The organism is Streptomyces sp. NPDC048441, assembly GCF_043200235.1.
Classification (GTDB): domain Bacteria; phylum Actinomycetota; class Actinomycetes; order Streptomycetales; family Streptomycetaceae; genus Streptomyces.
The window spans coordinates 140,435-153,938 of the sequence record NZ_JBICXM010000011.1; the positions used below are offsets into that span (position 1 = coordinate 140,435).

General features: G+C 68.6%; 11 protein-coding genes and 1 riboswitch. Of the genes, 7 read left to right on the forward strand and 4 right to left on the reverse strand.

Features of this window, described 5'->3' with window-relative positions; genetic code table 11:
- Positions 1-172 precede the first annotated feature (172 nt).
- The 3 genes from ACGFSB_RS26220 to otsB are packed head-to-tail and all read left to right on the forward strand — an operon-like array spanning position 173 to position 2,547.
- On the forward strand, positions 173-1,390 hold the full coding sequence (locus ACGFSB_RS26220; RefSeq protein WP_393404251.1) for an ABC transporter substrate-binding protein: 1,218 nt from the start codon (positions 173-175) through the stop codon (positions 1,388-1,390).
- Between the two features lie 10 nt (positions 1,391-1,400).
- Complete coding sequence (locus tag ACGFSB_RS26225) at positions 1,401-1,673, forward strand: DUF3263 domain-containing protein (RefSeq protein ID WP_393403893.1); 273 nt, start codon at positions 1,401-1,403, stop codon at positions 1,671-1,673.
- Between the two features lie 16 nt (positions 1,674-1,689).
- Entirely contained in the window at positions 1,690-2,547 is an 858-nt protein-coding gene (gene otsB, locus ACGFSB_RS26230; protein ID WP_393403896.1) for a trehalose-phosphatase, read from the forward strand.
- Here otsB and ACGFSB_RS26235 read toward each other — a convergent pair.
- From ACGFSB_RS26235 to ACGFSB_RS26250, 4 genes are all read right to left on the reverse strand, one after another.
- A complete protein-coding gene (locus ACGFSB_RS26235; protein ID WP_393403899.1) occupies positions 2,535-4,028 on the reverse strand; it encodes a hypothetical protein in 1,494 nt (497 codons plus the stop codon). The two genes, otsB and ACGFSB_RS26235, sit on opposite strands and share 13 nt — an antisense overlap.
- Before the next feature lie 83 nt (positions 4,029-4,111).
- Positions 4,112-5,545, reverse strand: coding sequence for a trehalose-6-phosphate synthase (locus ACGFSB_RS26240; protein WP_393403903.1), 1,434 nt, complete (start codon positions 5,543-5,545; stop codon positions 4,112-4,114).
- A gap of 108 nt (positions 5,546-5,653) precedes the next feature.
- Entirely contained in the window at positions 5,654-7,711 is a 2,058-nt protein-coding gene (locus ACGFSB_RS26245; RefSeq protein WP_393403906.1) for a hypothetical protein, read from the reverse strand.
- Positions 7,712-7,799: 88 nt separating this feature from the next.
- The gene (locus tag ACGFSB_RS26250; RefSeq protein ID WP_393403908.1) at positions 7,800-8,744 is read right to left on the reverse strand and encodes a glucosyl-3-phosphoglycerate synthase; all 945 of its coding nucleotides are present in this window, start codon (positions 8,742-8,744) and stop codon (positions 7,800-7,802) included.
- Between the two features lie 177 nt (positions 8,745-8,921).
- Positions 8,922-9,056, forward strand: a riboswitch (SAM riboswitch).
- Between the two features lie 17 nt (positions 9,057-9,073).
- On the opposite strand from ACGFSB_RS26250, the gene thrC reads away from it, so the two are divergent.
- From thrC to groL, 4 genes are all read left to right on the forward strand, one after another.
- Complete coding sequence (gene thrC / locus ACGFSB_RS26255; protein WP_393403911.1) at positions 9,074-10,384, forward strand: threonine synthase; 1,311 nt, start codon at positions 9,074-9,076, stop codon at positions 10,382-10,384.
- Between the two features lie 98 nt (positions 10,385-10,482).
- Positions 10,483-10,758, forward strand: coding sequence for a MoaD/ThiS family protein (locus tag ACGFSB_RS26260; protein WP_393403913.1), 276 nt, complete (start codon positions 10,483-10,485; stop codon positions 10,756-10,758).
- Between the two features lie 424 nt (positions 10,759-11,182).
- On the forward strand, positions 11,183-11,386 hold the full coding sequence (locus ACGFSB_RS26265; RefSeq protein ID WP_005315736.1) for a cold-shock protein: 204 nt from the start codon (positions 11,183-11,185) through the stop codon (positions 11,384-11,386).
- 341 nt (positions 11,387-11,727) lie between these two features.
- Positions 11,728-13,353 (forward strand): chaperonin GroEL, encoded by a 1,626-nt coding sequence (gene groL, locus ACGFSB_RS26270; RefSeq protein ID WP_393403916.1) that lies wholly within the window; start codon positions 11,728-11,730, stop codon positions 13,351-13,353.
- The last annotated feature ends 151 nt before the right edge of the window (positions 13,354-13,504 follow it).

The window sequence follows — 13,504 nt, forward strand, 5'->3', positions numbered from 1 at the left end:
CTCGGCAATGGTGGGACGTCAGCAGCACCCCGTTGCACAAGCGATACTGAAGTGGTGTAGACCTCGTGTGCGTACACGGGGGAAAATCGCAGTTCACGTAGATCATCGAGGGTGGGAACAGGCTGTGCAGCGGCGTGCGACAGGACTGACGGCGGCGATATCCGCACTGGGTATGGCGGCGGTGCTCGCCGGCTGCGGCGGTCCCGGCGGCTCGGACGATGTCACCCTCAAACTGGTGGCCGCCGACTACGGCGACTCCAAGGGCAACAGCTCCCAGAAGTACTGGGACAAGCTCGCCGAGAAGTTCGAGGCCGAGAACCCCGGCATCAAGGTCGATGTCAGCGTCTACTCCTGGACCGACGTCGACCGCAAGGTCAAGAACATGGTCAAGGCGGGCGACGCCCCCGACATGGCCCAGATCGGCGCGTACGCCGACTATGCGGCGCAGGACAAGCTGTACCGCACCGAGGACCTGGTCTCGATCTCCACCCAGGCCGACTTCATGGCACCCCTCTCCGAGGCGGGCGAGGTCAACCGCGTCCAGTACGGAATGCCGTTCGCCTCCTCCACGCGCCTGCTCTTCTACAACGAGAAGATCTTCAAGGATGCCGGTCTCACCCCGCCGCAGAGCTGGACCGATCTCGCGGCCGACGCCAAGGTGCTCAAGGCGCGCGGCGTGAAGATCCCCTACGCCCTGCCGCTCGGCAAGGAAGAGGCGCAGGCCGAGACGATGCAGTGGCTGCTCAGCGGTGGCGGCGGCTACACCGACAACGTCGGCACGTACGACATCGACTCCACGCAGAACGTAAAGACGTTCGAATGGCTGAAGAACGACCTCGTCGACAAGGGTCTGACCGGCCCCACGCCCCCCGCCAAGCTCGACCGCGCCGAGGCCTTCGCCGCCTTCACGCGCGGCGACGTGGGCATGTTGAACGGCCATCCCACGCTGATGCAGATGGCCGCGAAGAAGGGCGTGAAGTACGGCATGGTGCCGATGCCCGGGGTGAACGGCAATGCCAAGGCCACGATGGGCGTCGCCGACTGGATGATGGCCTTCAAGCAGCACGGCCACCGCGAGGAGATCGGCAAGTTCCTCGACTTCGCCTACAGCAAGAAGAACGTCCTGGACTTCTCGCGCGAGTACGACCTGCTGCCCGTCACGACCTCCGCCGCGCAGGAGATGACGGACAACAAGAACGACAAGGCGCTCGCCGAGTTCCTGGACGAGCTGCCCACCTCGCAGCTGTACCCGGTGGGCAAGACGTCCTGGGCGCAGGTCTCCGTCGAGATCAAGAAGTACATCGGCAAGGCCGTCGACAAGAACGGCAATCCGGCGTCGATCCTCGGCCAGATCCAGACGAACGCGGCGACCGAGGAGAACGCGGAATAGCGTGGCGGGCATGAGCGACGCCAAGGACGACGGACCCCCGGACGCCGCCGGGCCCGCCGGGCTCTCCGAGCGCGACCGCGCGATTCTCGCCATGGAGCGGCGCGACTGGGTCGCAGGTCCCGGCGTCAAGGAGCGCGCGATCCGCGAGCAGCTCGACATGGTGCCGGTCCGCTACTACCAGCTCCTGAACGCCCTGCTCGACGACCCCCGCGCCCTCGCGCACGATCCGGTCACCGTCAACCGACTCCGGCGGGTCAGGGAGTCCCGGCGCGGGGAGCGTTGAGCGTAGGGTCGGGCCCATGGGTGACCTTGTGTACTCCTACTCCGCCGAGCTGCCCGAACCCGTGACCCCGGCCGGCCGCGAAGGCCTCGCCGCACTCCTCGCACGGCCCGAACGTGCCGTGATCGCGCTCGACTTCGACGGCACGCTCGCCCCGATCGTGCCCGACCCCGAGCAGGCCCGCGCCCACCCCGACGCCGTTGCCGTACTGGCCGCGCTCGCGCCGAAGGTGCGGTCGGTCGCGGTGGTCACCGGACGCCCGGCGGGCGTGGCGGTGCGCTACGGCGGCCTCGCGGGAGTCCCCGGTCTCGAACACCTCGTCGTCCTCGGCCACTACGGCGCCGAGCGCTGGGACGCCGTCTCCTCCACGGTCCACGCCGCCGAGCCGCACCCCGGCGTGGCGTCCGTGCGCGCCGAACTGCCCGGCTTCCTGGACGCGATCGGCGCCTGGCGCGGCACGTGGACAGAGGAGAAGGGCCGCGCGGTCGCGGTCCACACCCGCCGCGCGCGCGACCCGCAGGCCGCCTTCGACGCCCTGCGCGACCCGCTCGCCGAGCTGGCGTCCCGCCACGGCCTGATCGTCGAACCGGGCCGCCTGGTCCTGGAGTTGAGGCCACCCGGCATGGACAAGGGCGTGGCCCTCGCCGAGTACGTACGCGAAGTGGGCGCCGAGACCGTCCTCTACGCGGGCGACGACCTGGGCGACCTGCCCGCCTTCGCGGCAGTGGAGAAGCTCCGATCGGACCAGGTGCGGGGCCTGCTGGTGTGCAGCGGAAGCGGTGAGGTCGAGGAACTGGCCGAGCGGGCCGACCTGGTGGTGGACGGCCCGCAGGGCGTGGTGCGGCTGCTCGGCTCGCTGGCTGCTCAACTCCCCTGATCTGCGCCAAGGTTGGGCGGATCTGGGATCAGGTTGCCGAAGTAGTCGCGGGTGGTCCCGTCGTCGACGGCCGTGCCGAGCCCGCGAGCGGGGGATCCGGACTTGAGCCGTATGTCACCGGGCGCGTCCGGTGACGTGTCGGCGAATCGGGGATCGGCGGTGACGCCGGTGGTGTCGCGGGGCTGACTGGTGTTCCAGTACAGATTGCTGCTGAAGGTGCTGACGGTGTCCTTGACGGGCGATCCGGCGCCAGGGGCGCCCACAAAGACATTGTCGCGGAAGGTGACGCCGGTGGGTCCGTTGTTGGAGACGAGAGCGGTGTCGGCGCGGTTCGTGACGACGGTGTTCCGATAGACCTGCGTATCGGTGGCGGCCCCGCAGACGACGGAGATCACGCCGTAAGGGGACGTCGTGTTCCGGTCGTTGACGCTGATGTTGTCGTGGATGCGGTTGCCGTCGCTGACGGTGTCCTCGCCGTTGCAGACGAGCAGGAAACCGCCCTCGTTGTCGTGGCTGTAGTTGTAGCGGTAGGTGTTGCGTACGTTGCCGCCGTCGATGTCGTACGCCATCGAGTCCCGCGTCCCGTGGCCACCGGTGACCTCGTTGTACTGGTAGAGCGCGTCCTGCGCCTCCCAGGCCCAGATGCCGGCGTTGTAGCCCGCCGAACGCATGTTGAAGCCGTCGACGTAGTTGTGCTCGACGCGGGCTTTGCGGGTCTCGTGGATGACGATGCCGTCGCCGCCGATGTCGTAGGCCTTGTTGCGTACGAACTCCACTCCGCTGGAGAGCAGTTGGGCGTCGTTATCCGTGCCGCTGCCCCACGTCGACATGGTGCCGATGCCGGTGCGGTCGACGCGGCGGACGGTGGAGTCCTCGACGCGGAGCCCGTCGAAGCGGGTGGGAGTCTGTGTCCCCTGGACGACGAAGAGGATTCCCCCGGAGGGGTCGGGGTCCTTGAAGTCGGCGCCGTTCACGTCGTGGACGTCTACTCCGTCGACGAGGAAGTGCTCCGCTGTTCCGTAGTCGGTGAGCTGGACCAGGAGCCCGGCGCGTCGGTCGGTGGTGGTGGCGGCCCCGGTGTTGGAGAGATCCAGATTCCGGATCTCCCACTGCTCGGTGTTCACGAGATGCAGGGCGGCGCGGGCGCCGTTCGCCTGGATGCGGGGCTTGGCGGCCCCGCTGCCGTACGCGTCGATCAGCACGGGGGCGCCGGCCGCACCCGCACCTTTGGGAGCCAGCACCCCCGTGCAGCTTGTGCCGCGCTTCAGGAGGAGTTTCTCGCCGGGGCGGTATGTGTGAGCGCCGGCCTTGGCGAGACTCCGCCAGGCCGTTCCGGCGGAGGTACCTTGCGCGGCGTCGTCGCCTCGCTGGCAGTCGACGTAGTACGTGGCCGCTTTGGCAGCGGTGGCGGGCGTGGTGATGGCCCCTGCCAGGGCGAGGGCTGTGAGGGCCACGGTGCTCGTGCGGCGGCGTAGGGACATGCCGGGAAGGTAGCGAGGTGGGGGTCCCCGGGCCCATGGACAAACGTGGGCGGGGGTTGGACGGATTTCTTGTCGGGGAGAAATCAGGCCCCCAGCGCCCGCAACTGGTCCAGGAACCACTGAGCCGGAGGCAACGCCGTGGCCGCCGCAGCGAGCCGCTTCGTGCGCTCTGCCCGCTCCTCCACCGGCATCGTCAGCGCCACGTGCAGAGCCGAAGCGGTGCCCGTCACGTCATACGGGTTCACGACCACCGCATCCTCGCCCAGCTCCTCGTACGCCCCCGCCTCCCGGGAAAGCACAAGCACACACCCCTCGTCGGAGACGACAGGCACCTCCTTGGCAACAAGGTTCATCCCGTCCCGGATGGGATTCACCAGCGCCACGTCCGCGAGGCGATACGCGGCGAGCGACCGCGCGAAGTCGTCCTTCACGTGCAGCACGACCGGAGTCCAACCCGCCACCCCGTACTCGGAGTTGATCTCGTCGGCGACCCGCCGCACCTCCGCCGTGTAGTCGCGGTACACCGCGAGGTCCTGCCGCGACGGGTACGCGAACGCGACATGCACCACCCGCTCACGCCACTCGGGGTGATCCTCAAGGAGCTGCCGATACGCGAGCAGCCCCCGCACGATGTTCTTGGAAAGCTCCGTCCGGTCCACCCGGACGATCACCTTCCGGCCGAGACCCACCTGCTCCCGCAACCCGACGAGCCGCTCCTCCACATCCCCCCGCCGCGACCGCTCCCGCAAGAAATCCGCGTCCGCCCCGAGCCCGTGCACCCCGATCCGCGTACCCGACGTACCGCCGATGACGTCGACGCAGCACGCCGTGAACGCGTCCGCCCACCGTCCCGTCAGGAACGCCGCCCTGTCGGCCCCGAGGATGCCGCGCAGGAGCTGCTCCGCGATGTCGTCGGGCAGCATCCGGAAGTAGTCGACCGGGGCCCAGGGGGTGTGGGAGAAGTGGCCGATGCGGAGGTCGGGGCGCAGTTCGCGCAGCATCCCCGGCACCAGCGCCAGGTGGTAGTCCTGGACGAGGACCGCCGCCCCGTCCGCCGCGCTTTCCGCGAGCGCCTCCGCGAAGGCCCGGTTGTAGGTCTCGTACGACGCCCACTGGTCCCGGAACTCCGTGCCGAAGGCCGGTTCGAGCGGCGTCTGGTAGAGCATGTGGTGGACGAACCACAGGACCGAGTTCGCGATGCCGTTGTACGCGTCGGCGTGCACCCCGTCGTGCGAGCCCGCGTCGATGTCGAGCATCCGTACGCCTGGCTCACCGACCCCGCGCCGCACGGCCTCCCGGTCGCCGTCCCCCAGGGCCGCGCAGACCCACAGGGCTTCGGTGCCCCCGCCGGAGCCGTCGGGGTCGCCGGAGCCGCCGATCGCGCTCAGGCCCGAGACGAGTCCGCCACCGCCCCGCTTGGCCGTCAGCTCCCCGTTCTCTTCGAGGGCGTAGGTGACGGGGCCGCGGTTGGACGCGACGAGTACCTGGGCGGCGGCGGCGACGTGCTCGGAGACCATGTCGCGAAACTTAGCCCCTCCCGGAATGCCTCAAACGTGCGGCCGGACCCTGGAGGGGCCCGGCCGTATACGTTCAGAGACCCGCGATCAGTCCCGCCTGCTCCTCACTCAGTCCCGCCTGCTCCTCGCCGCCGCCACCGCCAGCGTGCCGAGCACGCACAGCGACACCGCGAGGCCCGCGTACAGGAAGGTGTGCGAGTCGCTGCCGGTCTCGGCGAGCGCGCTGCCCGGCTGCCCCTGCCTGGCGTTCTTGCCCGGCTCCTGCGGGGCGGGGCGCGCCTGCACCCGCTGGGCGAGGATCGCCGATGTGCACGGGTCGTCGCCGCCCCGGACGGACCTGGGGCAGTTGCTGCCGGGGGCGGTCACGGTGATCACCCTGACCGCTCCGGCAGTGCAGGACACCTTGACCTGCTGGGTGACGGTGACCTTGCCGTGCGGACGGACGTCGCCCTTCCAGACGTACTTCGAGCCCTGCTTCGTCACCTTCCCGCTGCTCGCCACGGGCTTGGAGCCCGGCGTCACCTGCCAGGAAGCGGTGGCTCCGGTGCGCGTGCTGCCCGAGGGGTTCTTGAGGGTGATCGTGTTCTTGACGTCGCTGCACACGGGTGCGGTCCGCCGCGCGGGCACGTTGGTGACCGTGAGCTTCGGCTGCGTGCGCGAGATGACAGGCGCGGCCCCGCAGCGGGGGTCGGTGCTGCCCGCGTCGCAGTTGGAGCGCGGGGACGCGACGTCGACGTCGTTGAGCAGCTTGCCGTCGCCGCTGACGGGGTCGTTGAGCTTGACGGAGTACGTCACCGTGGCCGTCCGCCCGGCGGGGATGTCGCCGGTGTAGCTGATCTTCGGCTTGGTGTACGAGACGTCGCCCGTGCTCGCCTTCGCGTCGTGGTTGTACGTCGCGTCGTCGAGGTTGTCCGTCAGGTCGTCGCTGAACTTGGCGTTCGGATAGGGGAGTTTGCTGATGTTCTTCGCCTTGACCGTGTAGGTCAGGGTGCCGCCCGGCTTCACCGTCTTGGGGCTCGCGGTCTTCGTCACCTCCAGGTCGGGGACCGGGACGGAGAGCGCGAGGGCCGAGGGGACGTAGGTGTCGCCCTTCGTGGAGAAGCTCAGCGTCGTGGAGGTCGAACCGACCGGGATCGGCTCGGCGGCGGCCGGGGCGCGGGTCCCGCTGCCCGTGACGTCGAACTCCTTGGCGTCGATGGACAGGTTGTTGGTCATCTTCGGGGCGAGGGCGCCGTCGTCCTCGCTGATGAAGAAGTTGTTGGTGTTGCCCGTGTGTGCCTCGGTGATGTTCTGGCCGCCGACCCGGAAGCGGTCGCCGGGCGTGTTCCAGTCGCCTTCGTACGCGGTGACGCTGGCGCGCGGCTTGCCGTCAGTGCGGTAGAAACCGTCGACCTTGACGCTGGTGGCGGGCGAGGTGGAGCGCTGGAGGACGTGGCCGCCGTAGACGTAGACGTTGCGGCGGTCGGGGGCGTAGTCGTCGTTCGGCGCGTCGTACTTGTAGACGACGGTGAGGGACCAGCCCGCGACGCAGCCCTTGCCGGTGGGCGCCCAGATGTCGCCGACCGCGACGGGGACGGGCGTTCCGGTGCCGGTCACGCCGCTGAAGAGGCCGGTGACGTCGGCCTCGCCGGTGTAGTAGTGCGGGCCGTTGGTCGACGCCGGGTCCTTGACCAGGTGGGACGGGGTGACGTTGGAGGGGGTGGCGCCGGCCACGCTGACCGCGGGCACTGCGGCGAGCGGGTCACCGGGGGACGGCAGCACATTGGCGCCCGAGATGTCGCAGCGCGCCAGCTGCGCGCCGCTCGGACCCTTGTACGTGCCGTCGTTGCCGCCGAAGAAGAGGCGTGCGTACGCGACCTTCGCGCCGGGCGGGATCGCGACCCGGCCGGTGCTCGATCCGTGGTCGGGGTCCATGCCCGCGGTGTTGATCCGCCGCATGACGAAGGTGTTGTTGTTGTCCTTGCCCTGGCCGCCCGCGGCGGTGGCGCAGCGCGCCGCCATGTCCGCGGGCGTCGTCGGGCAGCCCATGACCGTGTTGCCGATGGTCTTGAAGTCGCCGTACAGCGATTCGTCGTAGCGCTTGGCGAAGGGTTCGATCACATCCGCCGCGGCGGGCGCAGTGGCGGCGGCGCCGAGCGCCCCTGCCGCGAGTGTGGCGGTGGCCATGGCCACGCCACCGATGCGTCGCGCGCTTTCCATTACCTGTCTGACCCACATAAGTGGGGAATGTAGACAAAATGCCCAATAAGGGTGGTTACGCCACGCGGCGGGCGGCGTACTCCGCGATCTCGGCCATCGGTGGGCGCTCCTCCGTGTCCACCGAATGGGTGCGCGGCTCGAACCCCTGCTCGCCCCGTTCGAACTGGGTGAGTTCGGGGCGTACGAGATGGCCGCGCGCGAGGCGCAGCTGCGCCGTCCGGTAGATCGCCGCCGCCATCCGGCCGAGCGCCTGCCCGTCCTGGTGCCGGTGCTTGCGCACGCCGACGTCGACCTGCGCGAGTGCGTCGAGGCCCACCGTGTGCAGCGCGTCGACGAGCAGGCCGAGCTCCACTCCGTAACCGACGGGGAACGGCAGCTGCTCCAGGAGGGACCTGCGGGCCGCGTACTCGCCGCCCAACGGCTGGACGAAGCCCGCCAGTTGGGGCCAGTGCATGTTCAGGAGCGGGCGCGCCATCAGCTCGGTGACCCGGCCGCCCTGGCCCGCGCTCCCCTCCAGGGGACGGTCGTACATCGCCTTCACGAAGGCCACGTCGGGCTCGGTCAGGAGCGGGCCCACTATCCCGGTGACGAAGTCCGCCGAGAACTCCTTCAGGTCCGCGTCCACGAACGCGACGATGTCACCCTCGGTGACCAGGAGCGAGCGCCACAGGACCTCGCCCTTGCCGGGCACCGCGGGGATGCGCGGCAGGATGTCGTCCCGGTGCACGACCCGCGCGCCCGCGTCCCGCGCGACCTCGGCGGTGCGGTCCTTCGAGCCGGAGTCGAGCACCACGAGCTCGTCGACGAGGGCCGCCTTCTCGATCAGCTCACGGCGGATCGAGGCGACGATCCCGCCGACCGTCCCCTCCTCGTCGAGCGCGGGCAGCACGACACTCACCGTGGCCCCCGACGCTCGTTTGGCGGCGACGAGGGCGCTGAGCGGACGGTCGGCGACGGACCAGGAACGCCTGGTCAGCCAGCGCTCGGCCTCTTCCAGCACGGGTTGCTCCTCCGGTGTGTGGCCTGTGTGGGACCTACATGTGATCCATCTCGCGGTTCGGACGACTATCTCAACCGTCCAGGCCGTCGGTTACAGTCTTGAACAACGCGAATGACCATCGCATGTCGGGGGTCGTCGCGTAACAAATGCCCGGAGCCCGCGAGCCCGGCGCCATACCGCTCATCCAGAGGGGCAGAGGGATACGGCCCGTTGAAGCCCCGGCAACCATCCCGCCGACCGCGCACGCGAGGTCTCGGTGGGGAAGGTGCCAATTCCGTCTCGCGGCGAGATGCGCCGCGGGGAAGATGAGGAGAAAGGGCCTCGCCTCCATGGCTGCGCAGACTGTCGCACAGAACGACACCACCCCCTCCACCTCCACGGGCTCCGTGGATCTCGGCCCCGCATCGGGCCTCTCCTGCCGCGAGTGCGGTGAGCTCTACGCCCTCGGCCCGATCTTCGCCTGCGAGGCCTGTTTCGGCCCGCTCGAAGTGGCGTACGACCTGCCGACCGGGGACCCCGAGGCGCTGCGGAAGCAGATCGAGTCCGGCCCCGACAACATCTGGCGCTACGCGCCCCTGCTGCCCGTCCCGGCGGACGTGGCGTCCAAGCCGAACATCAACCCCGGCTGGACCAAGCTCGTCAAGGCCGACAACCTTGCCCGTGAACTCGGCGTCGAGCAGGGCAAGCTGTTCGTCAAGGACGACTCGGGCAACCCGACGCACTCCTTCAAGGACCGCGTGGTCGCCCAGGCCATCGAGGCGGCACGCGCCTTCGGCTTCACCACGCTCTCCTGCTCCTCCACCGGCAACCTCGCCGGTGCCGTGGGCGCCGCGGCGGCCCGCGCCGGCTTCCGCTCCTGCGTGTTCATCCCGCACGACCTGGAGCAGGGCAAGGTCGTCATGGCCGCGGTCTACGGCGGCGAGCTCGTCGGCATCGAGGGCAACTACGACGACGTGAACCGCTTCTGCTCCGAGCTCATCGGCGACCCGCTGGGCGAGGGCTGGGGCTTCGTCAACGTGAACCTGCGGCCGTACTACGGAGAGGGCTCCAAGACCCTCGCGTACGAGATCTGCGAGCAGCTGGGGTGGGTCCTCCCCGACCAGCTGGTCATTCCGATCGCCTCGGGTTCGCAGCTCACGAAGATCGACAAGGGTCTCAAGGAGCTGATCACGCTCGGCCTCGTCGAGGACAAGCCGTACAAGATCTTCGGCGCCCAGGCCGAGGGCTGCTCTCCCGTGTCCACCGCCTTCAAGGCCGGGCAGGACGTCGTGCGCCCCCAGAAGCCGAACACCATCGCCAAGTCGCTCGCCATCGGCAACCCGGCCGACGGCCCGTACGTCCTGGACATCGCGCGCCGCACGGGCGGGGCCGTCGAGGACGTGAACGACGAGCAGGTCGTGGACGCGATCAAGCTGCTCGCGCAGACCGAGGGCATCTTCGCGGAGACCGCGGGGGGTGTGACGGTGGGCGTCACGAAGAAGCTGCTCGAGGCGGGGCTCATCGACCCGTCGCTGACCACGGTGGTGTTGAACACCGGGGATGGGCTCAAGACTCTCGACGCTGTCGCCGAGACGTCCCAGGCCACCGCGACCATTCGTCCTAGCCTCGAGGCGTTCCGCGCCGCTGGGCTCGCAGGCTGAGCTTGATTGCTTGACTGCGGGCCGTTGTGGCTGGTCGCGCAGTTCCCCGCGCCCCTGACGGGGCGCTCCACGCCCCCTGAGTTACCGAGGTGAACCCCATGAGCGTCAACGTCCGCATCCCCACCATTCTTCGCACCTACACCGGTGGTCAGTCCGAGGTCGCCGCCGAGGGTGCGAATCTCGGTGAGATCATCGCCGACCTGGAGAAGAACCACGCCGGCATCGCGGCCCGTGTCCTGGACGATCAGGGCAAGCTGCGGCGCTTCGTGAACGTGTACGTGAACGACGACGACGTGCGCTTCGAGCAGGGTCTCGAGACGGCGACGCCGGACGGCGCGGGTGTCTCGATCATTCCCGCCGTCGCGGGTGGCTGATCTTTTAAAGAAACACCCTGCGTAAACCTGATTGCCCCCTCCGCGAGAGAAGCGGAGGGGGCAATTCTGTATGGTTGAGCGCGGTACAGTTGGGAAGCGAGCTTCCCCGTCTGTGCCGAGCGCATATACGAAGTTGGCCCGAGGCCGACAAGAAGTAGCCAAAGTGCCCTGCCCTTTTGAGCCTCTTGCGGCCTTTGTCTGGCCCGACTTGCCCTGAATTCCGGCAAATTCTCCGCATATTACCGATCGCGCGTGCCCAGAATTCTCGTCCGATTGCCCTGTTGCAGAGGGCAGTTGGACAGATACATTCAGCCGCGGTCGACGCGTTCCGGCGCACGCCTCCACAACCCATTGGGGGGGTGAGGTCTGACCCGGGTCCGCGAAGTGCGGGCCCGTGCAAGGGCCAGTAATAGGGGAGTTAGGCATGGCTCAGGGCACCGTCAAATGGTTCAACGCGGAGAAGGGGTACGGCTTCATCGCGGTCGACGGTGGTGCGGATGTATTCGTCCACTACAGCGCGATTCAGATGGACGGCTACCGCACCCTTGAAGAAGGTCAGCGAGTGGAGTTCGAGATCTCGCAGGGCCAGAAGGGTCCGCAGGCGGACATGGTCAAGCTCGCCGTCTGATCTCGGCGCGATCGGCCAGCGACTTCAACTAGTGACGAGGGGCCCGCATCCCGGCAGGGGTGCGGGCCCCTCGTGCGTCCCCACCTGCTATCCGCGTACACGCACCCCCATACACGCACCCCCGTACACCCGGGGGATCCATGAGAGGCGCTTGCACTCGTAGGGGTCGAGTGCTAATCATTGGGCTTAGCACTCTCCCAGTGAGAGTGACAGAACTTGGGTCGGGTCAGCGAGGCCCGCGGGCCGGGTGGGGCAAGGAACCACACGGCACGCAGGCCGTCCGTCGCGGGCGCAGCCCCGATCCGTTTGCGTTTCCACCCCGTCCGGGAGGACCACTTCACATGGCCAAGATCATCGCGTTCGACGAGGAGGCACGGCGCGGCCTCGAGCGCGGCATGAACCAGCTCGCCGACGCCGTCAAGGTGACCCTGGGCCCCAAGGGTCGCAACGTCGTCCTCGAGAAGAAGTGGGGTGCCCCCACGATCACCAACGATGGTGTTTCCATCGCCAAGGAGATCGAGCTCGAGGACCCGTACGAGAAGATCGGCGCCGAGCTGGTCAAGGAGGTCGCGAAGAAGACGGACGACGTCGCCGGTGACGGCACGACGACCGCGACCGTCCTGGCGCAGGCGCTGGTCCGCGAGGGCCTGCGCAACGTAGCCGCCGGTGCCAACCCGATGGCCCTCAAGCGTGGCATCGAGAAGGCCGTCGAGGCCGTCTCGGGCGCCCTGCTCGAGCAGGCCAAGGACGTGGAGACCAAGGAGCAGATCGCTTCTACGGCCTCCATCTCCGCCGCCGACACCCAGATCGGCGAGCTCATCGCCGAGGCGATGGACAAGGTCGGCAAGGAAGGTGTCATCACTGTCGAGGAGTCGCAGACCTTCGGGCTCGAGCTTGAGCTCACCGAGGGTATGCGCTTCGACAAGGGTTACATCTCGGCGTACTTCGCCACGGACATGGAGCGTATGGAGGCGTCGCTCGACGACCCGTACATCCTGATCGTGAACTCGAAGATCGCGAACGTGAAGGACCTCCTTCCGCTCCTCGAGAAGGTCATGCAGTCCGGCAAGCCGCTGCTGATCATCGCCGAGGACGTCGAGGGCGAGGCCCTGTCGACCCTGGTCGTCAACAAGATCCGTGGCACCTTCAAGTCCGTCGCCGTCAAGGCTCCGGGCTTCGGTGACCGCCGCAAGGCCATGCTCGGCGACATCGCCATCCTCACCGGTGGCACCGTCATCTCCGAGGAGGTCGGCCTCAAGCTGGAGAACGCCGGTCTCGACCTGCTCGGCCGCGCCCGCAAGGTCGTCATCACCAAGGACGAGACCACGATCGTCGACGGCTCCGGTGAGAGCGACCAGGTCCAGGGTCGCGTCAACCAGATCCGCGCCGAGATCGAGAACTCGGACAGCGACTACGACCGCGAGAAGCTCCAGGAGCGCCTGGCGAAGCTCGCGGGCGGCGTGGCCGTCATCAAGGCCGGTGCCGCGACCGAGGTCGAGCTCAAGGAGCGCAAGCACCGCATCGAGGACGCCGTTCGCAACGCGAAGGCCGCCGTCGAAGAGGGCATCGTCGCCGGTGGTGGCGTGGCCCTCATCCAGGCCGCCGCTGTCTTCGAGAAGCTTGAGCTCGAGGGCGACGAGGCCACGGGTGCCGCCGCTGTGAAGCTGGCCCTCGAGGCCCCGCTGAAGCAGATCGCCGTCAACGCCGGCCTTGAGGGTGGCGTCATCGTCGAGAAGGTGCGCAACCTTCCCATCGGCCACGGCCTGAACGCCGCGACCGGTGAGTACGTCGACATGATCGCCGAGGGCATCCTCGACCCGGCGAAGGTCACGCGCTCTGCCCTGCAGAACGCCGCGTCGATCGCCGCGCTGTTCCTCACCACCGAGGCCGTCATCGCCGACAAGCCGGAAAAGGCGGGCGCTGCGCCGGCCGGCGGCGGTATGCCGGGCGGTGACATGGACTTCTGATCCTCGCGGATCGGTTCGTCCTGAGCACGTAGTCCGTACGCGCCTTTCTGTACGGGCAGCTCGTACGCAGGGGCGGCACTCTCCTTCGGGAGGGTGCCGCCCCTGCGGCGTTCGCGGTGACGGAACGTGTCCCCGGCTCCCCGGTGAGAGA